The 23,801-nt window shown below is 60.8% G+C and carries 19 protein-coding genes; 4 read left to right on the top strand and 15 right to left on the bottom strand.

Going from position 1 to position 23,801, the window contains the following annotated elements; genetic code table 11:
• Positions 1 to 106 precede the first annotated feature (106 nt).
• The 12 genes from ftsA to mraZ form a co-directional block, all read right to left on the bottom strand.
• Positions 107 to 1,474, bottom strand: coding sequence for a cell division protein FtsA (ftsA, locus tag ABD833_RS08010; protein WP_345072189.1), 1,368 nt, complete (start codon positions 1,472 to 1,474; stop codon positions 107 to 109).
• 87 nt (positions 1,475 to 1,561) lie between these two features.
• The gene (locus ABD833_RS08005; RefSeq protein ID WP_345072187.1) at positions 1,562 to 2,326 is read right to left on the bottom strand and encodes a cell division protein FtsQ/DivIB; all 765 of its coding nucleotides are present in this window, start codon (positions 2,324 to 2,326) and stop codon (positions 1,562 to 1,564) included.
• A complete protein-coding gene (locus ABD833_RS08000) occupies positions 2,310 to 3,836 on the bottom strand; it encodes a UDP-N-acetylmuramate--L-alanine ligase (protein ID WP_345072186.1) in 1,527 nt (508 codons plus the stop codon). The genes ABD833_RS08005 and ABD833_RS08000 overlap by 17 nt, the downstream gene beginning before the upstream one ends.
• Positions 3,837 to 3,912: 76 nt before the next feature.
• Positions 3,913 to 5,046 (bottom strand): undecaprenyldiphospho-muramoylpentapeptide beta-N-acetylglucosaminyltransferase, encoded by a 1,134-nt coding sequence (gene murG, locus ABD833_RS07995; RefSeq protein ID WP_345072184.1) that lies wholly within the window; start codon positions 5,044 to 5,046, stop codon positions 3,913 to 3,915.
• Positions 5,047 to 5,196: 150 nt separating this feature from the next.
• The gene (locus ABD833_RS07990) at positions 5,197 to 6,378 is read right to left on the bottom strand and encodes an FtsW/RodA/SpoVE family cell cycle protein (protein ID WP_345072183.1); all 1,182 of its coding nucleotides are present in this window, start codon (positions 6,376 to 6,378) and stop codon (positions 5,197 to 5,199) included.
• Positions 6,379 to 6,457: 79 nt separating this feature from the next.
• Positions 6,458 to 7,828, bottom strand: a complete 1,371-nt coding sequence (gene murD / locus ABD833_RS07985; RefSeq protein ID WP_345072181.1) for a UDP-N-acetylmuramoyl-L-alanine--D-glutamate ligase — start codon at positions 7,826 to 7,828, stop codon at positions 6,458 to 6,460.
• 116 nt (positions 7,829 to 7,944) lie between these two features.
• The gene (gene mraY / locus ABD833_RS07980) at positions 7,945 to 9,165 is read right to left on the bottom strand and encodes a phospho-N-acetylmuramoyl-pentapeptide-transferase (RefSeq protein WP_345072179.1); all 1,221 of its coding nucleotides are present in this window, start codon (positions 9,163 to 9,165) and stop codon (positions 7,945 to 7,947) included.
• A gap of 282 nt (positions 9,166 to 9,447) precedes the next feature.
• A complete protein-coding gene (locus ABD833_RS07975) occupies positions 9,448 to 10,932 on the bottom strand; it encodes a UDP-N-acetylmuramoyl-L-alanyl-D-glutamate--2,6-diaminopimelate ligase (RefSeq protein WP_425553591.1) in 1,485 nt (494 codons plus the stop codon).
• 44 nt (positions 10,933 to 10,976) lie between these two features.
• The gene (locus ABD833_RS07970; protein ID WP_345072177.1) at positions 10,977 to 13,274 is read right to left on the bottom strand and encodes a penicillin-binding protein; all 2,298 of its coding nucleotides are present in this window, start codon (positions 13,272 to 13,274) and stop codon (positions 10,977 to 10,979) included.
• On the bottom strand, positions 13,258 to 13,968 hold the full coding sequence (locus ABD833_RS07965) for an FtsL-like putative cell division protein (protein ID WP_345072175.1): 711 nt from the start codon (positions 13,966 to 13,968) through the stop codon (positions 13,258 to 13,260). Before ABD833_RS07965 ends, ABD833_RS07970 begins: the two co-directional genes overlap by 17 nt.
• A 146-nt stretch (positions 13,969 to 14,114) precedes the next feature.
• The gene (rsmH, locus tag ABD833_RS07960; RefSeq protein ID WP_345072173.1) at positions 14,115 to 15,041 is read right to left on the bottom strand and encodes a 16S rRNA (cytosine(1402)-N(4))-methyltransferase RsmH; all 927 of its coding nucleotides are present in this window, start codon (positions 15,039 to 15,041) and stop codon (positions 14,115 to 14,117) included.
• A complete protein-coding gene (gene mraZ / locus ABD833_RS07955) occupies positions 15,038 to 15,514 on the bottom strand; it encodes a division/cell wall cluster transcriptional repressor MraZ (protein ID WP_345072171.1) in 477 nt (158 codons plus the stop codon). The genes rsmH and mraZ overlap by 4 nt, the downstream gene beginning before the upstream one ends.
• 363 nt (positions 15,515 to 15,877) lie before the next feature.
• On the opposite strand from mraZ, the gene ABD833_RS07950 reads away from it, so the two are divergent.
• From ABD833_RS07950 to ABD833_RS07940, 3 genes are all read left to right on the top strand, one after another.
• On the top strand, positions 15,878 to 16,315 hold the full coding sequence (locus tag ABD833_RS07950; protein ID WP_345072169.1) for a hypothetical protein: 438 nt from the start codon (positions 15,878 to 15,880) through the stop codon (positions 16,313 to 16,315).
• An 81-nt stretch (positions 16,316 to 16,396) separates the two neighbouring features.
• A complete protein-coding gene (locus ABD833_RS07945) occupies positions 16,397 to 18,745 on the top strand; it encodes a TonB-dependent receptor (RefSeq protein WP_345072167.1) in 2,349 nt (782 codons plus the stop codon).
• Between the two features lie 97 nt (positions 18,746 to 18,842).
• On the top strand, positions 18,843 to 19,226 hold the full coding sequence (locus ABD833_RS07940; protein WP_345072166.1) for a heavy-metal-associated domain-containing protein: 384 nt from the start codon (positions 18,843 to 18,845) through the stop codon (positions 19,224 to 19,226).
• 72 nt (positions 19,227 to 19,298) lie between these two features.
• Here ABD833_RS07940 and ABD833_RS07935 read toward each other — a convergent pair whose 3' ends face one another.
• Positions 19,299 to 19,700: a hypothetical protein gene (locus tag ABD833_RS07935; protein ID WP_345072164.1), complete on the bottom strand. Its 402-nt coding sequence runs from the start codon at positions 19,698 to 19,700 to the stop codon at positions 19,299 to 19,301.
• Positions 19,701 to 20,141: 441 nt separating this feature from the next.
• On the opposite strand from ABD833_RS07935, the gene ABD833_RS07930 reads away from it, so the two are divergent.
• Positions 20,142 to 20,882: a LytR/AlgR family response regulator transcription factor gene (locus ABD833_RS07930; RefSeq protein ID WP_345072163.1), complete on the top strand. Its 741-nt coding sequence runs from the start codon at positions 20,142 to 20,144 to the stop codon at positions 20,880 to 20,882.
• Here the strand turns inward: ABD833_RS07930 and ABD833_RS07925 are convergent.
• Both ABD833_RS07925 and ABD833_RS07920 read right to left on the bottom strand, forming a co-directional pair.
• Positions 20,848 to 22,785, bottom strand: coding sequence for a tetratricopeptide repeat-containing sensor histidine kinase (locus ABD833_RS07925; protein WP_345072161.1), 1,938 nt, complete (start codon positions 22,783 to 22,785; stop codon positions 20,848 to 20,850). The two genes, ABD833_RS07930 and ABD833_RS07925, sit on opposite strands and share 35 nt — an antisense overlap.
• A gap of 283 nt (positions 22,786 to 23,068) precedes the next feature.
• A complete protein-coding gene (locus tag ABD833_RS07920) occupies positions 23,069 to 23,740 on the bottom strand; it encodes a fatty acid desaturase (protein WP_345072160.1) in 672 nt (223 codons plus the stop codon).
• Between the last annotated feature and the right edge of the window lie 61 nt (positions 23,741 to 23,801).

Raw genomic sequence — 23,801 nt, 5'->3', positions numbered from 1 at the left:
GGTGGGGTCTTAGGAGCTTGGGGTCTCAGGGTCTTTATCGGGGCAACTCAGGCTGCTGGCTTTACTACTTAAAACCACGACCCTAAGCACCCAAGGCCCCAATCGACTAGTACTGCTTGTCGTCGAAATCATCAATCAGCAGCCCTTTGGTGCGGCTGATAATGTCCTGGAAGAACTTTCCGGCCCCCGAGGGTTTCTTGGGCGCGGCTGGTTGCGGGGCGGCAACGGCCGCAGGCATCGACGGAGCCGCGGTAGCCCGGACTTCCGGAGCCGGCCGGTAGGCCGCTTCCTCCTCTTCGTAGGGCCGGTTGGTGCGCTCGTCGATGGAGCGGTAGCCGGCCAGCACCAGGCCCACGGTAGTAGCGTACATCGGCGACTTCACGGCTTCGATGCGGCTCTTGCCCAGGTGCTCGTTGGGGTAGCCGATGCGGGTGTCGAGGCCGGTTACGTACTCCGTGAGCTGAACCAGGTTCTGCAGCTGGGAGCCGCCACCGGTCAGCACGATGCCGGCCGCCAGCTTGTCGCCGTGGCCGGTGCGCTGAATCTCGGCGTATACCAGCTCAATGATTTCCTCCATCCGGGCCTCGATGATGTGGGCCAGGTTCTTCAGGGAAATTTCCTTTGGGGCCCGGTCGCGCAGGCCGGGGATACTCACGATTTCGTAGTCGGAAGCTTCTTCGGAAATGGCCTTGCCGAATTTCACCTTCAGCTGCTCGGCCTGGTTCTGCATCACCAGGCACCCCTGCTTGATGTCGGAGGTCACAATGTTGCCACCGAAGGGCAGCACGGCCGCGTGACGGATGATGCCATCCTTGAAAATGGCCAGGTCAGTGGTCCCGCCGCCGATGTCAATCAGCGCCACGCCGGCTTCCTTCTCCTCGTCCGATAGCACCGACATGCTCGAAGCCAGCGGCTCCAGAATCAGGTTGTCGATTTCCAGGCCGGCCTTGGTAACGCACTTGTTGATGTTGTTGATAGCCGTGCTCTGGGCCGTGATGATGTGGAAGTTGCCCTCCAGCCGTACGCCCGACATGCCCACGGGGTCCAGAATACCTTCCTCGTAATCCACCTTGTAGTCCTGGGGCATGACGTGGATGATTTCGGAGCCGGGCGGGGTCACCAGACGATACATATCGTTGGTGAGCCGGTTCACGTCGTCGACGGTAATTTCCGTTTCGGCCGAGTTGCGGGTGATGCTGCCGTTGTGCTGCAGGCTTTTGATGTGCTGGCCGGCAATACCCACGTTGACCACGCCGATGTTGATGCCGGACTGCTCTTCGGCCAAGCGGATAGCCTTCTTGATGGCATCCACCGTTTTGTCGATGTTCGACACGATACCGCGCACCACTCCTTCCGACACGGCTTTGCCCATGCCCAGGATTTCGAGTTTACCAAACTCGTTTTTACGCCCAACCAGAACGCAAATTTTGGTGGTACCAATGTCGAGGCCGACTACAATCTTATCGTTTTGCATGGGGAAGGAAGGGCGAGGGTTGCGGTTGGTTGCGAGGGTATCTAAAGACAAAAAACGCTGTTTTCAAGCGTTTAAACAAGGGTTGGCTTATTCACAGATGATCTGGTCCTTAAACTCAATATTGACGCGGTGATACGTGTCCCAACCCAAGGCCGGTGGAATTTGACGGTAAAATACCATCAGTTTCGCGAATTTTTCTGAAATGTTTTCCGGAAGTCCGAATTCTATGCGTTGGTCTCCTACCTGCTGGGTGAAGGAAACCTTACCATTGGGCCCGACAAATACCTCCGCTACCTGCGCCCGCCAGAAGGGGTGCTCATCAATGTAACGTAACATTTCGAGGTAGCGGCCCCCGGTGGAATCCTGAAAAAACCCGGCCCGGAGCGGAGTGCCCCCAAGGCGGGAGATAGGTACCACGCGGGCCGTGAACAAGGGCGAAAGCGGAAGTTTGTGGCCGTCCGCATCCAGGTAGCTGTCGAGGCGGGTATCCGAATGAGTAAGGCGGGCAATAGGGCGATTCTGCCGCACGTCGGCGTGCAGGTTGCCGGCCAGGTCGCGGTACACCTGGGCGTCCTTGACGAAGCTATGGGCCTTTAGCCGGGCCTCCAGGGCTTTCAGATTCAGGTCGTCGGGGTGGGCTCCTTCGAGGCGCTGGTTGCCGCTGCGGGTAAGCAATTGGGTTACTTCCCGCTCGCTGATGAAGAAGTTGTTGAACTCATTGCTGATGTTGACGATGATGCTGCCCACGGGCCGGCTGGCCTGCCGCACGCCGGCAAACACCGCCAATCCCGAAAGCAGCACGAGGCACCCGGTAGCGAAAATCAGGTTGTTTACTTTACGCTTGAGTTCCATTCCAGCGAATATCTAAAATATTCTTTAAACGTGGTACCAACTGGTCGATGTCGCCGGCTCCGACCGTCGCCAGAACGTCGAAATCCGAGTCTGCTTCGGCGGCGGACAAGACTTGTGCCATAGTTTGCAGCGACTTGCGAGGAGCCGTAATTTGGGACAAAATCAATTCCGAAGTCACCCCCGGCATGGGCCGCTCCCGGGCCGGGTAGATGGCCAGCATTACCACCTCGTCGGCCAGACTCAGGCTTTGGGCAAACCCTTCGGCGAAGTCGCGGGTGCGGGAGAACAAGTGGGGCTGGAACACGACCCGCAGCCGCTTGCCCGGGTACAGGGCCCGTAAAGACCGCAGAAAGGCCTCGATTTCGCGGGGGTGGTGGGCATAGTCATCCACGTACACCTTCTCCCCTACCGTCAGCACGAACTCAAACCGCCGCTTTACGCCCCGGTACGCCGCCACGGCTGCTTGCAGCGGTTCCGCCCCCACTCCTTCGAGCTGAGCCACGCAGCAGGCCGCCAGCATGTTTTCCACGTTGTGGAAACCCGGCACGGCCAGCGCCAGGTCCGCTACCGCGCCGTGCGGGCCGTGCAGATCGAAATGAAACTGGTGGCCGTGGACGCTGATATGGTCGGCGTATAGCTCCGGTCCCTGCTCCGGCGAAAGGCCGTAGCGGATGACGCGCACGCCCGCCGGCACCGCCGCGGCTACGCTCTGGTCGGCCGTATGATTCAGAATGAGCGTACCGCCGGGCTTGATCTGACCCACGAACTGCCGGAACGACTCCACCAACGACTCCTTGTCGCCATAGATATCGAGGTGGTCGGCGTCGGTGCTGGTGACGATGGCAATGTCGGGGTACAGCGTCAGGAAGGACCGGTCGTATTCATCGGCTTCCACTACTACCGGCGCAGTGGTGCCACGACTTTTTTCCGTCGTGGTACCACTCTCGTTGCTGATGTCGCCAATGTCGGCGGCATCGTTCAACGCGAGTGGTACCACGAGGCCTTCGGCAACTCGTGGCACCACGTCAGCCAGTAGCAGGTTGGAGCCCAGGTTGACGCTGATGCCGCCCAGGAAGGCCGCGCAGGGCACGCCGGCATGGTGGAGCAGGTGCGCCACCATACTGCTGGTGGTGGTTTTGCCGTGGGTGCCGGCTACGGCAATGGTCCGGTGGCCAGCCGTGAGCAAACCCAGCACCTGGCTGCGCTTACGGATATCGTAGCCCTGCTCCCGTAGCCAGGCCCACTGCCGATGATCCTGGGGAATGGCGGGCGTAAGCACCACCAGCGTCTGGTCGCGGTTGGCGCGCACCTCAGCCGGGATACTCGCCACGGCGTCGTCGTAGTGCACGGCAATGCCTTCGGCGGCCAATGCCGCGGTCAGGGGCGTGAGAGTTTTGTCGTAGCCGCTCACGCGGTGTCCGTTGGCCTGAAACCAGCGGGCCAGCGCCGACATGCCGATGCCGCCGATGCCGAGGAAATAGACGTTGGGAAAGGCCGCTACAGGATTCAAGGGTAATTAAGAATTAGGAATTAAAAATTAAGAATTGAGGTGCCAGCGGCGGGGCAATTCCTGATGAGTTGGGCAGTTACCTGATTAGTTTGAGCAACTCATCGACAATGGTGGTGGTAGCATCGGGATGAGCGAGTTCGAGAATATGCTGACGCAGCTGCTGCTGGCGGGCCGGATCGGCGAGCAGGCGCAGCGCTTCGTCGTAGAGCCGGGCCGGCGCTTCGGCATCCGCCACGAGCAGGGCCGCGTCGCGGTTGACCAACGCCTGGGCATTCTTGGTCTGATGGTCTTCGGCCACGTTGGGCGAAGGCACCAGAATGCTGGGCTTGCCGGTCAGGCAGAGCTCCGACACCGACAGCGCCCCGGCCCGCGACACCACCACGTCGGCGGCGGCGTAGGCCAGATCCATGCGCTGCACAAACTCCAGCGCCTGCAGGTTGTCGGCGGCGAAGGGCGCCGCCTGCTGAGCCGCCTGGGCGTGGTAGATTTTACCGGTTTGCCAGAGCAGCTGCACTCCGGCCGCGCGCAAACGCGGCAGCGCGGCGGCCGTAGCTTCGTTCAGGGTGCGGGCCCCGAGGCTGCCGCCAATAACGAGCAGCACCTTTTTGTCGGGCGTCAAGCCGAAGAACGCCAGGGCTTCGGCCCGGCTGCCGCTGGCAATTTCAGTGCGCACCGGATTGCCCGTTACCACCAGCTTCCGGGCGGGAAAGAACTTGTCCATGCCTTCGTAAGCCACGCAGATCCGATCTACTCGGCGGCTGAGCAGCTTGTTGACCAGGCCGGCGTAGGAATTCTGCTCCTGAATCAGGGACGGGATGTTGCGCGAGGTGGCGGCAATGAGCACCGGGGCCGAGGCGTAGCCGCCCACGCCCACCACGGCATCGGGGCGGAACTGCTCGATGAGCTTACCCGCCGCGCGCACGGAGCGGAACACCTTCACGGGAAACAGCAGGTTCTGGGGCGTAAGGCGGCGCTGCAGGCCGGCAATGTCGAGACCCACAATCTGGTAGCCGGCTTCGGGCACCCGGGTCATTTCCATGCGGCCATTGGCGCCCACGAACAGGATTTCGGCCTCCGGCTGGCGGCGGCGCAGCTCGTTGGCAATGGCCACGGCCGGGAATATATGGCCCCCCGTGCCCCCACCGCTAATAATCACGCGGTATGGCTTCGCCAATTCTGAATTATGAATGTTGAATTCTGAATTGGCCATGAGGGAAACGGGGAATTTTGAATGTTACGTGTTGGATGTTGATTGCTGAAAAGCGGCTGCTACAGGTACCTTACGGAAAGCCGCGTGAGAAAATCAATTCATAATTCAGCATTCATAATTCTGAATTATGAATGCTGAATTATGAATTTCCTACGCGTACGCGGTTTTCTTGGGGATGCGCATCGTGTCGGCCGGTTCGCCGGTCATAGGGCGTACTTCCCGCTCGCCCCGGCTTACGCTCAGAATGATGCCGATGCTGATACCGGTAAAAATCAGGGAAGTGCCGCCCATGCTCAGCAGCGGCAGCGGCAGCCCCGTAATGGGACCCAGCCCCACGGCTACGCCCATATTCACCATCGCCTGCAACACCAGACTAAAGCTGAGGCCGGCCGACAGCAGCCCGCCGAAGGCCCCGTAGCTGTTCATCACCGTTTTGAGCCCCCGATAGAGGAAAGCCAGGTAAAGAAACAATACCACAACGCCGCCGATCATCCCGTATTCCTCAATGATGACGGCGTAGATAAAGTCGGAATACGGGTGGGGCAGGATGTTGCGCTCGGTGCTCTGGCCGGGGCCTTTGCCCGTGATGCCGCCCGTGGCAATGGCAATGTAGCTGTGCTCGAGCTGAAACGGCACCGGCTTGCTCTTGTCGGTGAAGCTTTCCAGGCGCGACTGCACCGTTTTGAGTCGCTGCCCGGTAGACAGGCCGATGCCGCCCACTACGGCCCCGATGGCCACCATCACCGCCATTTGCTTGAGCGGCACGCGGCCGAGGAACATCAGCAGCAGGCAGGTACCGAACAGCAGCAGGGCCGTGGAAGCGTTACTCATGATGATGATGCCGCAGATCAACCCCACCCACAGCATCACGGGCAGCAGCGTGGTGCGGAAGTCCTGCACGTTCTGCTGACGCCGGCTCAGCATGGACGCCACGTGGGCAATCAGGGCCAGCTTGGCCAGGTCGGAGGGCTGGAAGGTCTGGTTGATAACCGGAATCGTGAGCCAGCGCGAGGCCTCGTTCAGCGTGGTGCCGCCCAGAAAGAACGTGAACAGCAGCAGCGGCACCGACAGCAGCAGCGCGTACAGCGACAGGCGCGAGTAGTAGCGGTAATCAATCCGGTGAGCCAGCCACATGAAGGCCAGGCCGACCACAATCAGACTGGTATGCTTGAAGAGGAAGTATTCGGTGTTGCCGCTCATCTTCTTGTAGGCCAGCGTGCCGGTGGCCGAATACACCACGGCAATGCTGATAATCGAAAACAGAATTACGATGGCCCACAGAATCGGGTCCCCCTTCAGGTTTCGTTGCAGCCAGTTTTTGATGATTTCCATGGCGTTTAGTACTGAGTAGCGGGTATTGAGTAGTGAGACTTTGTAAGGAATAGCGGTAGCCAAAACAGCTACTCAATACTCACGTCTTAGTACTCTGTACTAAATTCGCCACCGCCTGGACAAACTGCCGGCCGCGGTCCTCGTAGTTCTGGAACAGGTCGAAGCTGGCGCAGCAGGGCGAGAGCAGCACCACGTCGCCGGGGCGGGCCAGGCCGGCGGCGCGGCGCACGGCGTCGGCCATGCTCCGGGTTTCCTCCAGGTGGTCCACGGCGCTGCCAAAGGCGGCTTTGAGCTTCTCGTTATCTGCCCCGAGGCAGATCAGCGCCTCGACGCGACGGTGGGCCAGCGGCACCAGGGAGGTGTAGTCGTTGCCCTTGTCGGTGCCGCCCGCAATCCAGATGATGCGCTGGTGAATCCCGTCGAGGGCGTACCAGGATGCTTCCACGTTGGTGGCCTTGCTGTCGTTGATGTAGCGCACGCCGTCGATTTCAGCTACCAGCTGCAGGCGGTGGTCGGCGTTGCGGAACGTGCCCAGCCCTTGTTCGATCTGCTCATCCGACAGGCCGGCCACGCGGGCGCAAAGCACGGCGGCCATCGTGTTCTGGCGGTTGTGCTGCCCGATCAGCGAGGAAGCCGCCACGCTGATTTCCTCCCCGCCCTCGTCCAGCCCCGGCTTCAGGTTGGTGCAGACGCGGGTTTCGGCGGTGTAGTAGGCCGCCAGATGATAGTCGGGGCGGTGGTGCAGGCTGAAAGTCAGCTGATTGGCCTCGCAGAACACGGCCGGGAATTCGCGCTGAATCACCTCGTCGTCGGCGTTGTAGATAAACCAGCAGTCGCTGTCCAGGTTACGGGTGATGCGCAGCTTGGCCTGGGCGTACTGCTCCAGCGAGTAGTTGTAGCGGTCGAGGTGGTCGGGAGTGATGTTGAGCAGCACCGCCACCCAGGGCTGAAACAGGTAGGTGTCGTCGAGCTGGAAGCTGCTGAGCTCGATAACGTAGTAGTTGAACTCATCGGCCAGCACCTGCTCAGCGAAGCTGAAGCCCACGTTACCAGCCAGCCCCACCTTGTAGCCCGCTTCCTTCAGCAGATGGTAAGTGAGCAGCGTGGTGGTGGTTTTGCCGTTGGTGCCGGTGATGCAGATGCTTTTGGCCCGGGTGTAGCGGCCCGCGAATTCGATTTCCGAAATCACCGGAATGCCTTTTTCCCGCAGGGCCTGAATCACCGGAGCCTTTTCCGGGATGCCGGGGCTCTTGATGACTTCGGTCGCCGTCAGAATCTCGGCCAGCGTGTGGGTACCTTCCTCGAAGCGGATACCGGCGGCGGCCAGCTTCTCCTTATATACAGGCTGAATCGGGCTCTGGTCGGACACGAATACGTCGTGGCCTTTGGCCTGGGCCAGCAGCGCGGCCCCTACTCCTGATTCGGCGGCGCCTAGAATTACAATGTGCATAGTCGGTCAGATTGAGGTTTCACGCCGTGTTTCGCAGGGGCTTGCGCAGGGTCTCGCAGTGAACGGCCACCCCGATACCCTGCGAAATAGCCTGCGAAACACGGCGTGAAATTTCATTAGCGCAGTTTGAGCGTTACCAAAGTCAATATCGCCAACATAATGCCCACAATCCAGAAGCGCGACACAATTTTGGACTCGTGGTAACCCAGCTTCTGGTAGTGGTGGTGCAGGGGCGACATGCGCAGCAGGCGGCGGCCTTCGCCGTACTTTTTGCGGGTGTACTTAAACCAGCCTACCTGCACCATCACCGAGAGATTCTCAATCAAAAACACGCCGCAGAGCACCGGAATCAGCAGCTCCTTGCGCACGATGAGGGCCAGCACGGCAATGATGCCGCCAATGGCCAGTGAGCCGGTGTCGCCCATAAATACCTGGGCCGGATACGAGTTGTACCACAGAAAGCCCACGCAGGCGCCCACGAAGGCCGTACAGAAAATCACCAGCTCCCCCGAGTTGGGGATGAACATGACGTCGAGGTAATCGGCCAGGAAAGCGTTGCCGCTGACGTAGCAGAAGATAGCCAGGGTGATGCCGATGATGGCCGAAGTACCCGCCGCCAGCCCGTCGAGGCCGTCGGTGATGTTGGCCCCGTTGCTCACGGCCGTGATGATGAGGATGACAATCGGAATGTAGAGGAAGCTGTAGAGGCCGTTGAAGAACGGGCCGGCGTAGCTGAACAGGTTGCCGTAGTTGAGCTCATTGTTTTTGGCGAAGGGAATGGTCGTAATCATCAGCTTCACGTCCTGGTACACGCTGCTGGCATCCACGGCCGAGGTTTCGCCATTCGGCAGCAGGTACTGCCGCACGGTCACGTCATCGGAAAAGAACAGCACCCAGCCCACCGTAATGCCCAGCCCGATCTGGCCCATCACTTTGAAGCGGCCGCTCAGCCCTTCCTTGTTCTTCTGGAAAACCTTGATGTAGTCGTCTACGAAGCCGATGAGCCCGAGCCAGACGGTACTCAGCAGCATGAGCACGATGTAGATGTTCTGCAGCTTGGCAAACAGTAGCACCGGTACCAGAATGGCCAGCAGAATGATCAGGCCGCCCATAGTCGGGGTGCCTTTCTTCTCCATCTGGCCCTGCAGGCCCAGGTCGCGGATACTTTCGCCCACCTGCTTCTTCTGCAGCACCCGGATCAGGCGGGCCCCGAACAGCTGGGCAATAATGAGGGAGGTGATGACGGCCATGGCGGCCCGAAACGAAATAAACTGGAACACGCCCGCGCCGGGCAGGTGGTAGTGTTTATCGAGATAATCAAAAAGGTAATAAAGCATGGGCGCGGGGTTCAGCGGATCTTAAATGGCCACTTGGCCGGCTACAAAGGTTCCGCTTTTTGGATTGGGGTCAACTGTTGTGTTTTTGCCGATTTTCGAGTAGCAGAAATCTTTCGTCTGTCATCCTGAGCCTGCGAAGGACCTTCCTCGCACAAGCGTTGAAGTCATTACACTGAGCAAACCCCTTGAAAGAACAGCTTCATGGAGCTTAACTCATTGAAAAATGCTCTACGGCAACAGAGGAAGGTCCTTCGCTCTGCTCAGGATGACAGGTGAGGTTTTTCACTTTCCCAATAGGTCAAACATTTCCTGCAGCACCTTCCGGTCGTCGAACTCCGCCCGGATGCCCTGAATTTCCTGGTAGGTTTCGTGGCCCTTGCCCGCTACCAGCACAATGTCGCCGGGCTGGGCCAGCGCCACGGCGGTTTTGATGGCTTCGCGCCGGTCCGGGATGGTCAGCACCTTACCCAGATCCGGGGTCTGGACGCCGGCCTGCATCTGCCGCAGAATGTCGTTGGGGTCTTCAAACCGGGGATTGTCGGAGGTGAGCACTACGCGGCTGGAGCCCTGGCAGGCCAGGTTGGCCATGATGGGGCGCTTGGTGGCGTCGCGGTTGCCGCCGCAGCCGACCACCGTAATCACCTGCTGGCTGGGTTGGCGGATATCGGCAATGGTACTCAGCACATTTTCCAGCGCGTCGGGCGTGTGAGCATAGTCCACGATACCGGTGATGCGCGACTTCTCGGCCAGAATCGGCTCAAAGCGCCCGGGCGCGGAAGTCAGCCCCGACAGGATGGTCAGCACTTCAGTGGCATCCTCGCCCAGCAACACCGCCGCGCCATATACGGCCAGCAGGTTGTAGGCATTGAATACCCCGATGAGGCGAAACTGAGCTTCGCGGCCCTCTACTTCGAGGTGCAGGCCGTGCACGGCATTCTCAATCAGGCGGGCGCGGTAGGTAGCGGGGCCGCGCAGGGAATAGGTTTCGCGGGCCGCGGCCGTGTTTTGCAGCATCACCGGCCCGCGCTTGTCGTCGGCATTGGTGAGCGCAAAAGCCTTTTTACCCAGCACGTCGAAAAAGCCCTTTTTGGCCTTCAGGTAGTGGTCGAAGGTACCGTGGTAGTCGAGGTGGTCGTGGCTCAGGTTGGTGAACACGCCGCCCGCGAAGCGCAGCCCCGTCACGCGGTGCTGCACTACGGCGTGGGAGCTGACCTCCATAAAGGTGTGCGTGCAGCCGGCGCCTACCATTTGGGCCAGCAGCTCATTGAGCCGGATGGCGTCGGGCGTGGTGTGGGTGGCCGGAATCACCTGCTCGTCAATCTGATTCTGCACCGTGCTCAGGAGCCCCACGTGGTAGCCCAGCTCCCGGAACAGCTTGTGCAGCAGCGTTACGCAGGTGGTCTTGCCATTGGTGCCCGTGATGCCAACCAGCCGGAGCTGCCGCGACGGGTGCCCGTAGAACGTGGCCGCCATCAGGGCCATGGCCTCGGCGCTGTCGGCCACCTGGATATAGGTAGTATCAGAGCTCCGCTCGGCGGGCAGCTCTTCGCAGATAACGGCCGCCGCGCCCAGCGCCACGGCTTTGGCAATAAACTGGTGGCCGTCGGTCTGGGCGCCGCGCAGGGCGAAGAAGGCCGTACCCGGAGTCGCCTGGCGCGAGTCCAGCGTCAGCATGCTGACCGCCACCGCGGCGGGGCCATGCTGCTGACGCACGGTTACGTCGGCCAGCAGGGCGGAAAGAGGATGCGTTGGCGAGGCGTTAATCAAAACAAAGTCAATCAGGAAAGGAGAATCGGATACTTGGCGGCGGCTCAGGCCCGGGGCTTGGGCTCCGCGCGGCGGACCGCCTGCTGGGGCTGCGGCCTGGTTGTTTTCGGCTTGGGCTTGGCCTGAGTTGGGTCCGCTTCCACGGGCAGCAACAGGCGGTTTTCGGCCAGTCGGGTGGAGGCCGGCATAGCTACCGGCGCCGGCGCGGCGGGCCGGGTGCCGATGGGCTCCAGCTGCAGCACCACCACCGTGCCACGCCGGATGGCGCTGCCCGCGGCTACCGACTGCTCCCGCACCCGCCCGTTCCCCAAAGCCCGCACCCGCAGACCCCGGTTTTCGAGCAGGAACAAGGCGTCGCGCAGCGTCAGGCCGGTGACGTCGGGTACGCGGCCGGGGCGCACGGCCACGGGCTGCCACTCTACGGCTTTGGTATCGGAGTCGGCGGCGGCAGCGCGCACCCAGTCATCGCCGGCGGCCTGGGTATGGTTTATGACGCCCATTTTCTGGCACACCAACGTCAGCTCGTCCTGCAGGCCGGCCCGGGCCGAGGGCACGCGCGACTTGTTCAGCGGGGCGCGGGCCAGCAAGGGGCGCTGGCTGGCGTTGTCGCGGGCCATGGCCTTGTCGGCCACTTCGCGGAAGATGGGAGCCGCCGTCTGAGCGCCCGACCAGTTGGCGCCAATCGGCGAATCGACGACTACAATGCAGCTGTACTTGGGCTTGTCGGCCGGGAAATAGCCGCAGAAGCTGGTCGAGTACATCTTGGTGTAGCGGCCGTTCTTGAATTTCCAGGCCGTGCCGGTTTTGCCCGCCATGGTATAGTCGCTGGTCTTGATGGCCTTGGCGGTACCTTCCAGCACCACGCCTTCCAGCATCTCGCGCAGCTTGGCCAGCGTGGCATCGGAGCAGATCTTGGGAATCAGCACCTGCGGCTCAAACTGCTCAATCACCTTGTCAGCCTGCCGGATTTCCTTCACGATCATGGGCTGCACCTTCACGCCGTTGTTGGCAATGGCGTTGTAGAACGCCAGGGTCTGCAGCGGGGCCAGCTTCAGCTCGTAGCCAATGCACATGGTGGTGAGCGAGGTGCGGCTCCAGGAGCGGTCCGTGGGGTCCTTCACGTAGGGCCGGGCCTCACCCGCCATCTGAAAACCGAGCGGCTTGTCGAGGCCGAACTTCTTGAGGTAATCGGTGTACTTGCTGGGGTCGGCCGAGAAGTGGTCGTTCACCAGCTTGGCCACGCCAATGTTGGAGGAGTTTTCAATCACCTGCTTCAACGACAGCCGCCCGTAGGCGTGGGTATCGGTTTTCACGGCTCCGGCAATGCGCATGGAGCCCGTGCGGCCGGTGTTCACGGTGTCGTCCAGCGACAGGTCGGGGTTTTCCTCCAGCAGGGCCATCATCGAGGCCAGCTTGAAGGTAGAGCCCGGCTCGGTGCGGCCCTGGTCGGCAATGGCGTAGTTGTAATCCTCGCGGTACACGCCTTCCGCCACCTTGCCCAGGTTGGCCACGGCCTTGATTTCGCCGGTCTGCACTTCCATCAGAATCACGCAGCCGTAGGCCGCCCGGTTCGCCACCAGCGACTTGAGCAGGGCGTTTTCGGCCACATCCTGGAGGTTGATGTCGAGGGTGGTTTTCACGTCGAAGCCGGGTTGGGGCTTGATTTCGGTGCCGTCGTAGATGGGCTTGTTGCCCCCGGGCAGGCGCTCGAACAGGGCTTCGCCGTCTTTGCCGGCCAGGTGGCGGTTGTAGGTGAACTCGAGGCCCGCGCCGTTTTTATCCTCGTTCAGGAAGCCGATGGTGCGCTGGGCCAGCCCGCCAAAGGGCCGGAAGCGCTTATCGACCTTCTCGAAAATAACGCCGCCCTTGTTTTTGCCACCCCGGAAAATAGGCCACTGGGCCAGCTCCTTCTTCTGCTGATAGTTGATCTGCCGCGAATTCAGCCGCACGTACCGGACCGGGGCCTTGGGATTATGGGCGTTCTTGAGCTTGCGCAGATATTCCTGGGGGCTCCGGTCGCCGAAAAAGCGCGACAGCAGCAACGCCAGCGAATCGGCGCCCCCGCGGAAGGTCTTGTCGTCCACCACGCTCGGGTCCCAGGCCACGCGGTAGAAGGGCAGGGAGGTGGCCATGATACTGCCGTTGTCCGACAGCAGCATGCCCCGGGTGGCGAATACGGGCTGATACACCACCCGCCGCTCCTGTTCGAGGGCCTTCCACCGGGCGCCTTCGTTGAACTGGATGCGCGACACCTTCCACACAATGGCTATCGAAAACAGGCAGACGCCCAGAAACGCCAGCCGCACGCGGGTAACAATGGATTTCTTAACGCTTCCTTTCATTGCGCGGCTGCTTGGAAGTTCCGGAGTTGGCCGCGGCATGCGGCCCCTGAATATTTCGGGCCGGGCGGACAGCCTTCATGGGCTGGGTGGCCCGCATAGAATCGGCTACGGCCGTTGAGTCGCGGGTAGCCAGGGCGGCCAGCGAGTCGGCGTTGAGCACCGGCATCAGGTCCAGCTCGGCCTCATCGAGGCGGCCGGCGGGCACGGTGATACGGAACGGCGGCGAGGAGCTTTCCACCAACCCGTAGGCCGCCACTTTGCGGGCCACTTCGCTTTGCTTGCTGGCCTCCATGTAGTCCGATTTCAGGGTGGTGTAGTCGGCGCGCAGGTCTTCCGTTTCGACGCGCAGCTTCTGGATACTGCGGTTCATGCGGTTGCCCCAGTGCGTGTTGCCGATGTAAACCAGCGTCAGCACCATAATAAACAACAGGTGCGGCAGGTAACGGACGGGCAACCCCTCACGGAACAGATCGTCCATCCGGGTGAAGCGCTCCAGTACCGTGAATACGCTCCAGGCGCTCCGCGGGGCGGTTTTTTCAACTTTGGGCGCCCGGGGTGCCGGCTCCGGCTTTGCCACTGGTTCCGGCTCCGCTACGCGCGCCGGGGCCGCTACCGGCACAGGCGGCGCAGCTTCCCGGGGCACGTTGGCACGGGGCGGCGGGGCAGCAGTGGGTTTGATGGTATTGGTAGCCACTTTTTTGGAATTAATAATTAGTAATGAAGAATTAGCAATGAAGAATCGCCCACGAAAGCAGCTCCTACAACTGCCGCCGGCCGCCGGCCAGGAGCAGACGGCAAGGGCATCACGCAGGGCCGACGACACTTCTTCATTATTAATTACTAATTCTTAATTGCGATGCGCAGCTTCGCACTCCGGGCGCGGCTGTTCAGCGCTACTTCTTCGGCCGAAGCTTCCCGCGGCTTGCGCGTGACTACGTCAAACGGCAGGCTGGTGTGCCCGAACAGGTCCTTTTCGGCTTCGCCAAAGAATTTACCCTTCGCCATAAAGTTCTTCACCAGCCGGTCTTCCAGCGAGTGGTACGACATGACCACCAGCCGGCCGCCGGGGCGCAATACCTGGGCCGTTTGTTCCAGCATCTGCTGCAACGCGGCCATTTCATCGTTCACCTCGATGCGCAGGGCCTGAAATACCTGGGCCAGGTACTTGTTCTCTTTCCCCCGCGGCATGCAGCTGCCCATGGCTTTTTTCAGCTCGCCGATGGTCTGGATAGGCTGCCCGCGCCGGGCTGTAGCCAGCGTGTTGGCCAGCGTCCGGGCATTGGTCACCTCCCCGTACATGCCGAAAATGCGGTGCAGGTCGGCCGCCGGGTACTCGTTCACGATGTCGGCGGCGGTGCGCGGCCCATCCGGGTCCATGCGCATGTCCAGCGGGCCGTCGAAGCGGGTGCTGAAGCCGCGCTCCGGCGTATCGAACTGGTGCGACGACACGCCCAGATCCGCCAGCAGCCCGTCCACGGGCAGCGCGCCCCGCTGGGCCAGCTCGTCGTGCAGGTCGCGGAAGTTGGCGCGGATGAAGCTGAACTGCGGCCGGGCCAGTCCGGCCGCTTCCTGCTCGGCATCGGCATCCTGATCGAAGCTGTAGAGGTGGCCGGTGCTGAGGCGCTCCAGCATGCGGGCCGAGTGCCCACCGCCGCCGAAAGTGACGTCGACGTAGCGGCCGTCGGGGCGCATCTCCAGCGCGTCGAGGCATTCAGCCAGCATCACGGGCCGGTGGTAGGCAGCATCATTGAGGAACTCGGCACTCATGCGGCAAGGGGGCCGCCGAGGGGCGGAATTTCGGTGGATAAAAATTTCTGGGCCAGCTTCGAGAAGCTCTGCTGGTCTTTAATCAGGTACTCCTCGTACTTCTCGGGCGCCCAGATTTCGCACCGGTTACCGAGGCCTACGATAATAGCTTCCTTCTCGATGCCCGAATACCGCAGCATGGTGCGCGGCAGCATGAAGCGGCCGATGTTGTCGAGCTCCACCTCCGTCATGCCCCGAAAGAAGTTGCGCTGAAACTGGCGGTACTCCTCGTTGAACTCGTCCAGCGCCATCACCTTATCGTGAATCACCCGCCACGACTCCCGGGGGTAAAGCACCAGGCAGGGCTCGAAACCGCGCACCAGCACCAGCTGGCTACCGGAGGCCGTCGGCAGATTTCCCTTCACTTTGGCGGGCAGCACCAGACGCCCTTTCGGGTCCAGCTTGCACTCGTATTCGCCGGAGAGAAGGTTCATAAATGCGGGCAGCCAACAGGGCTCAGGTAACGGATGATAGCAAAAGTACGCAATGCCCCCGAAAGGGCAACCACGATTTACCATTTTCTACCACTACTCAAAAACAGCTATTAAAGACCATAGAAGCGGTTTTCACGCAATATTCAACAACTCCTGAATTACCCTGGAAGAAAACCGGGGGCTCTGCAAACTCGTTTTGCCAAAATGGCAGGCCCGGTTTTCCCAGCCCGGCTTTCCGGCTTCCCACCCTCCGGGCAACCGTTCGGATGGCTCGGCCGGGTACAGGCCAGGCGGCCGGATTTTGTACCCCAGGGGTGGCATTCCATATCCCGTGCTGATTGATTGCGGCGTATCTTTGCCCCTGTGAAACGTCCCCTTATGCATCGGCTGTTCAGTGGCTTGTTGGCGCTGCTGGTCCTGACCACTTCGGTCGGGCTCACGGTGCAGCAGCGCATCTGCCGCAGCAGCGGGCGCGTTACCGCATCGGTCATTTTCTCCCCGCCGACCGGTACTTGCCCGACCTCCGAAGCGGCCGTTCACGATTCCGGTGCTCAGCTCTCCGGGGCCTGCTGCGACCTGAGCGCCCATTTCCACAAGCTCGATACCTTATCCCCGGACCTGGCCTGGGCCAAGCAGATCCTTTCTCCTTTGGTGGCGCTGGTGCCGCCCCGGTTTCGCTACCGGCTCGTAGCGCCCGCCCGGCTGCCGGCCCGGAGCGCCCGGTGGCACGCCACCGACTCGTCGCCGCCGGCCCGGAGCGGACGGGCACTGCTGACATTTGTCTGCATACTGGTAGTTTAAGAATTGTTTCCCCTGCTTTTGGGCAGCAGCAGCCCCCGGGGCTGCCTTTTTTACGGAAACACTGCATAACTCCCTCGCCACATGCACCTTTCAACCGGGCGCCATCTTATCGGCCTGCTTAGCCTTGGCGGTTTAAGCAGTACGGCAGCTTTGGCCCAAGCCGACCTTAGTGCCCCCGTACGCGGGCAAATAACCGATGCCACGGCCGCCACGCCAGTACCGGGGGCCGTAGTGCGCTGGCTCCGGGCCGCCACCGTCGCCGTCACGACCGACAATGCGGGCACCTTTTCTCTTGTACGACCAGCCCAGGCCGCCACCGGACAGCTCGTCATCACTGCCCTGGGCTACCGCGCCGATACCATTACCGTAGCGGCCACCGACAAGGCTTTCCTGCGGCTGAGGCTGCGTCGGACCCAGGAACTGGGGGAAGTAACGGTGGAAGGCCGGGCCCTTTCCTACTCGGCTCTGACCCCGGCCAACGCTCAGGTTATCACCAGCCGCGACCTGACCAAATCGGCCTGCTGCAACCTGGCGGAGAGCTTCGAGACTAACGCCTCAGTGGAAGTTTCGACCACCGATGCCGTATCCGGAGCCAAACAGATTCAGCTGCTTGGTCTCGACGGCGCCTATTCCCTGCTCACCGTGGATAACCAGCCGGCCCTGCGGGGCCTGGCCACGCCCTACCGGCTGAGCTACCTCTCGGGTACTTGGATTGAGAGCATCGACATCATAAAGGGCATGGGCTCGGTGGTGAACGGCTACGAAAGCATTGCGGGCCAGGTCAACGTGCGCCTCAAAGACCCCGACAAAACGGAGCGGCTGCTGTTCAACGCCTACGGCAACGACCTGGGCAAATTCGATCTGAACCTGAACCTGGCCACGCCCCTGAGTGAAAAGGTGAGCACCGTTTTGCTGCTGCACTCTGACCATCTGGGTCAGCGGGTGGACCGCAACAACGACGGGTTTCTGGACTTGCCGCTGGCCACGCAGTATAACCTGTTCAATAAGTGGAAATACAAGTCGGGCAAGGGCATCGTGAGCGAGCTGGGCCTGGGGGCGCTGCACGAAACCCGCGAGGGTGGGCAGGTGGCGTTCCGAGCGGAGGAAACTGATGCCCACCAGCGGAACTACGGCCTCACCAGCCGCACCAACCGCTACACGGGCTACGCCAAAACCTCGTACTCGTGGCCGGGTCGTCCCTACCAGAGCCTGGGCCTGTTGCTGAGCGGCACATCCCATAGTTTCACCTCGACCTACTCCTACGGGAGGTTTCTGGGAGCCAGTACGCTGCTTACCCCCCGGCTGTACCACGGTTCCCAGCGGACCGGTTGGGCCACCCTGTTATTTCAGAGCATCATCGGCACCACCGCCCACACCTACCGCGCCGGGCTAAGCTACCTGCACGACGACTATCGGGAAGTGTATCAGGACGGAGTTGTTTTCGTGCTCGAAAACCCGGACGAACGCTACCGCCGGGAGCACCGCCGCCGGTTCGAACGGGTGCCGGGCGCATTTGGCGAGTACACCTACCAGAATGCCCGCAACCTGACCGTCGTGACGGGGCTGCGCCTCGACTGGCATAATTACTACGGCTGGTTGCTGACGCCGCGGTTCAATCTGAAATACGACGCCACCGCCAACACCATTCTACGACTCGCCACCGGCCGCGGCTTCCGCACGGCCAACCCCATTGCCGAAAATGCCGGAATGCTCGTCAGCTCCCGCGACTTCGTAATCAGCCCCAACCTGCGGCCGGAACAAGCCTGGAACGGGGGCGGCAGCCTGACGCAGTATTTTACGGTCGCCGGCCGGCCCGCCACGTTCGTGACCGACTACTACCACACCGAGTTTCAGAACCAGGTGGTCGCGGATCCTTACACCGCCTCCACGGCCCTGCTGATCGATAACCTGGAACCCGGTGGGCGTTCCTTCTCGCGCAGCTTCCAGGCGGAAGTGCAGGTCGAGCCCATTAAAGGATTACAGGCCAAAGCGGCTTACAAATTTCTTGACGTCCGCACCACCTACGACGGTCAGTTGCTACCGAAGGTCCTCACGCCCCGCCACCGCCTGTTTGCCAACATTGGCTACGCTACGGCCTTTGACAAATGGCGCTTCGATCTGACCGGGCAGTGGTTTGGCCAGCGGCCGGTGGCGCATGTCCCCGGCAGTACGGCTCATCAGCATCAGGCCGGGGCTGAACCGATGGCCTTGCCCTACACGCCTCGCTACGCCGTGTTTAACACCCAGGTAACCCGGGCATTCAAATGGGTTGAAGTGTATGCCGGGGTTGAAAACCTCACCAACTACCGCCAGCGCAACCCTATTGTAGGTGCCAGCACGCCTTTTGGCCCGGCTTTCGATGCGGCAATGGTGTGGGGACCAATATTCGGCCGGCTGACCTATGCCGGGCTGCGCTTTACAATTGAGTAACCAGCGCGGCTTCCGGCAAACTCTTTGTTAGCCCATAGCATTACCGTCCTACTGCGACGGCGACAGTTTTATTTTTCACTTCCTTCCTCCCCCTCCTATGAATTTCTTCAAGCCAATGCTGCTGGCCCTGCTGGTAGCCTGTTCGAGCCAGACCACGCAGGCGCAGGATAAAACCAGGGCTAAAGGCCCGGCCACCGAGCAGTTTCAGCTAAAGACCTCGGCGGTGTGTGACATGTGTAAGGCCCGCCTGGAGAAAGTAATGGCCTATGAGAAAGGGGTACAACAAGCTATTCTTGATGTACCCAGCCAGGTTCTCACCGTTTCGTACCGGCCCGACAAAACTTCGCCCACCGCTTTGCGCACTGCCGTGCAACGTACCGGCTACGACGCCGACGACCAGCCGGCCGAAGTCCGGGCTTATGACCGCCTGCCGGACTGCTGCAAGAAAACCAACGCGGTTCATTCCGACGGTAAGCCGTAGGCAGGATAGCTGCTCCCTCCAAAAAGCCCAACGCTACCGGTATAGGGTTGGGCTTGGGGGGGGCTTTCGTCGTTAGGCGGTTGCCCCCTGAATCATTTGCACGTCGAACTCCAGCCCGGCACTGAAGGCTAAAGGGCGGGTGAGGCGGCGGCGGTTGACCCCGGAAATTTCCAGGGTGAAATGGTCCGCCCGCAGACAATCCAACAGGTTCGGACGGCCCTGCACTTCCATATCGATCCGCGTGGTGTGAACCGTGCGACTGGTGAACGAAGCTACGGCCGTTTTGCGGCTGTTAGCCGTCAGGAAGCAGGTACCGCTGGCCAGCGCCGCCAGCGTTGGGGTACCCCGCCCGATACCATTGCCCGGCTCCGGCCGCCAGGTCAGGTACGCTGCCCGGAGCGTTACGGTGGCTACCCCGACGCCGGCCAGGCTGGCCAGACAGGGAAGCGAACCGGAAAGGGTAGTTTCAGACAAAAAAATCAGGTCCATACTAGGATCGATCCGCAGATTGATGGCGCGCGAACCGGAACCAAGCGCGGGACGCAGCGCCCGACGCAGACTTTCGTGATGGGTAATGGTAAGGTCGACTCCCAGCACAACCGGCGGTGGGACAGCCGTAAGAACTCTGGAGTAGCTTTTCATGGCCCATAGATTGGGATGGCGAGACGGGAAAAGCGCAGACTGGAGCAGCAAGTCACTTTCAGAACCCGGCATCGGTCCAGGATTATCTACTATAGCGGCGCTTTTCAAGTAACGAAATATCTGGTTACCAAGCAGGTGTAGTATAGGAACGAGGGCTGGTAGTAGACCAGAGACTTCCCCGGTCCGGGCAAGGCAGAAATTGACCCGGGTAGGCCACGCTGAATCCAATTGAGTTTCTTTATATTCACCCGGTCACCTGATACCTTACCAGCTATGAAGATTACCTGTTTGCTCCTCGACGACGATCCTCTCGTACTGGACTTGCTCCAGGCTTACGTGGCCATGACCGACGTGCTGCAGGTGCAAGCGACCTTCACCGATCCGCTCGAAGCCCACCATTACCTGCTCACAAACCAGGTGCAGGTCCTCTTCTCCGACGTGACTATGCCTCACCTGAGCGGCCTGGATCTGGTTCGCTCCCTGCAACAGCCGCCGCTGGTGGTGTTGATGACGTCTCACCCTCAGTATGCTATGGAAGGCTTCAATCTAGATGTCATTGACTTCTTATTGAAGCCTATTTCTCTGGACCGGTTTCTGAAAGCCGTCAGTAAAGTGACCAGTCTGCTACGGGCTCAATCGGCTAACGGGGCCGACTCGCGCACTGCCCTGACGGGTGAGGACTCATTTTTTATCCGCACCGATGCCCAGTTTGTCCGGCTACACTATCGGGAGGTGCTCTATATTGAGGCGCTGAAGGATTTCACCAAAATCAACACCACGGACGGACGCACCCACCTGACGCTGGTGAATCTGAAAAATCTGGAGGAGCAGCTCCCCCCAGGCTTGTTTGTGCGCACTCACCGCTCCTATCTGATTAATTCGGCGCATATCGAGACCATCAGCACCCTGGAGGTGCGGGTCGGGGGCCACGCCCTACCCCTGGGGCATACCTACCGGGAGCAGGTAACTGAGCGGATCGTCAACCGCTTTTTGATTCGACGGCAGCAACATTAAGCGGTTTGGCAACGCCAGACTTGCCGGATTCTGCCTTGGTCACGGGCAGCGTGAACCGGAATGTAGTGCCCATCCCAGACTGACTCTCAAAATAGATCTGGCCCCCATTGCGCTCCACAAAGTCTTTGCAAAGCTGCAGTCCCAGACCGGTGCCCTTCTCCCGGGCCGTGCCAGGGGTGGAATGAGGACCATAACGGCCAAATACTTTTTCGCGGTCGGCCACCGCAATGCCTACCCCGGTATCAGCCACTACAACCTCCCACCACTTCCCCTGCCGCCCGGCCGACACTGTCACGACGCCACCCCCGGCCGTGAATTTGATGGCATTGCTGAGCAGGTTACGCACTACCAGCCGCATCATGTTCAGGTCAGCCTGAACCAGACTCTGGGTCGGGACCTGGTTCAGCAGCACAATAGTTTTACGTTCCGCGTCGCCGAGCAGCAAGGCGACTGCTTCTTCCACCAGCGTATCCAGGCGTACTACCTCCGGCCGCACCTGACTGCCCTGCATCTGCGAAGCCGACCAGTTAAGTAAGTTGTCGAGCAGGGTGAGGGTATTGTTGAGCGCCGTGGACAGGCGGCTGGTATGAGCAGCCAGCCGCTCGGGCGGCAGCTTACCGATGTTCAACAGCGTCAGCAGCGAATATAAGGAGCTGAGGGGACTGCGCAAATCGTGCGAAATGATGGAAAACAGCGTATCCTTCGTCTTGTTCAAATGGACCAGCTCTTCCTTCTGCCGGGTAATGGCGACGTTATTGCGTCTCAGCAGCCGGTTGACACGGGTCTGGTTCTGGCGGCTGCGGTAGAGCACCGTCGCCAGAATCAGCAGCAGCACAATGACAGTCCCTAATGCATTACGGAGTACTGTTTGCCGCCGCAGCTTGGCTTGTTGAAGCGGCTGGTCTTTGGTCAGCAGTTGAATTTTCCGCTCTTTCAGCTCCGTTTCGTAGCGCATCCCGGCTAGCTGAGCAGCCTGCTGCTCAGCAAACAGGGTATCCTGCAAACCCGCGTAGCGCGTCAGCGCGACGAAAGCCTGCGGGTAGTTTCCTTCGCGGCGATATAAGTCGGCCAGCAACTGGTAGAGGCGGCTCAGCTGCGCCTTAGCGCCGGGGCGTTGAGCCAGCGGCAAGGCCTGTTGCAGGAACCGGGCGGCCGCACCATGGTTTCCCAAAGCCCTCTGGGCAACGGCCAGGGCCTCCAACAGGCGCGCCTGCGTTTCCGCAGGAGTATTTCGCGGCAGCTGGTCCAGGGCCTTGCCATAAAACTCAGCCGCGGCTGCCTGGTTTTCCAACTTCTGGTATACTCCGGCTATGCCACCCAGGGCCTCACCTACCCGCGTGCTGTCCCGCACCTGCTGGGCTTGACGCAAGGCCCGGCGCAGGGAGTACAGCGCCCGGCTGTACTGGTGCTGGTGCTGGTGCGCCAAACCCATTGCGGTGAGCGTACCCGCTGTTTCATTCCGCCATCCTAGCTTTTGCCAAAGTCCCAGAGCGCGTCCATAGCTGCTTAGGGCGCGGTTCCACTGCTGCTGCGAGCCATAAAGCTCGCCCAGCTGGTCGTAGATCCGGGCACTGGCAGCCGGACTATGCCGGCGCGTGAAGGTTGCCAGTGCCCGCAGGTAGTAAAGCCGAGCTTGGCTGGTGTCGCCCTGAAGAAAGGCCGCGCTACCCATTTGCTGTAACACAGCGGCAATCTCTCCCTGGCTGGAGGAATTCTGGTAAAGGTGCAGGGCCTGCCGGTAGTGACGCTGGGCCTGATTGTAGCGCCGGGCGTTCAGCTGGATCTGCCCTAGTACCCGCTGGGCGTCAGCGGCCGGGTCCGGACCTGCAATAGTCGCCCTTGAGGACGAGGGTTGCGGCTGATTGGGAACTATGACCGACGGCACCGGATCAGAAGCTACCACTGGTAGCATCGACGGGAAGCTCCGCCAGGTGCCCGCTGCTGCTGTCAGCGGTTGCCCGACGGCTAGCAGCCCCCATCCAACCCCCAGCACCCGTACTAGTCGGCCACAATGCCCTGTAACCGCCGACGTATATCGCTTCATGGTCCTTAAATCTGCTTACAGGACTTTTACTGCTTCTGAGAAACGCATTCCGGCGCGTCCGGCATTATCTGGCAGTCAGCGTAATGTAGACAATTCCCCTTCAGCGGAGGGGCAACCAGTAAAGAATATGGGGTGCGGAACCTCAGGAATCCGCCGCCTGCTTGGCCCGCCATAACCGCCACCAGGGCAGATAGGGCTGATCGTGATGCTCGTAGTGGTAGCCGAAAAAATAACAACTCACGAAGGCCCAGACGTGGTGACGCAACTGGCTTCCGGACCGGTGCAGGTTGTCGGCGGCGTGTTCACCACGGTGGGGCAGGTAGGTTCCGAAAAAGAATAGCTGCAGCGTGGCCAACACGGCGGGTATCATCCAGAAGGCAATAACGTTAGCCATAGGAAACACCAGCTTGAGCAGATTATAGGTCAGGGCCATCAGCCCGACCTGCCACCAGGTCACGTAATTCCAGGCGAAGCGGGCAAACCAGAACAAAAAGCCGGGGTGGCGGCCATCATGAAAGTCGGGGTCTTCGGCAGTACCCACGTGCCGATGATGCTGATGGTGCTTGGTCAGCATAGCCGGAAACCAGTTGAAGGCAAAAAGCAGCGCGGTAACCGTGCCCAGCCCATTGTTCAGGCTTTTATTCGGGCTTACTACTCCGTGCATAGCATCGTGAGCAGTAATAAACAGGCCCGTGTAGAGGTGGGTTTGGACCAGCAGGAGCAGATACGGCCCAGGCGTAGTCCAGTCGGGACGGTAAAAAGCCAACAGAAAGGTGAGCAGGGTCGTCCAGGCGCCAATAACCAGCAATGCCATAGCCACGCCCCAGTACCCTAATGGTTCAGGCTTTACTTTGCGAGGCAATGCAGAAGAAGGA

It is taken from the genome of Hymenobacter fastidiosus (genome assembly GCF_039539565.1).
Lineage (GTDB): Bacteria > Bacteroidota > Bacteroidia > Cytophagales > Hymenobacteraceae > Hymenobacter > Hymenobacter fastidiosus.
This window is presented reverse-complemented; position numbering and strand designations above follow the sequence as displayed.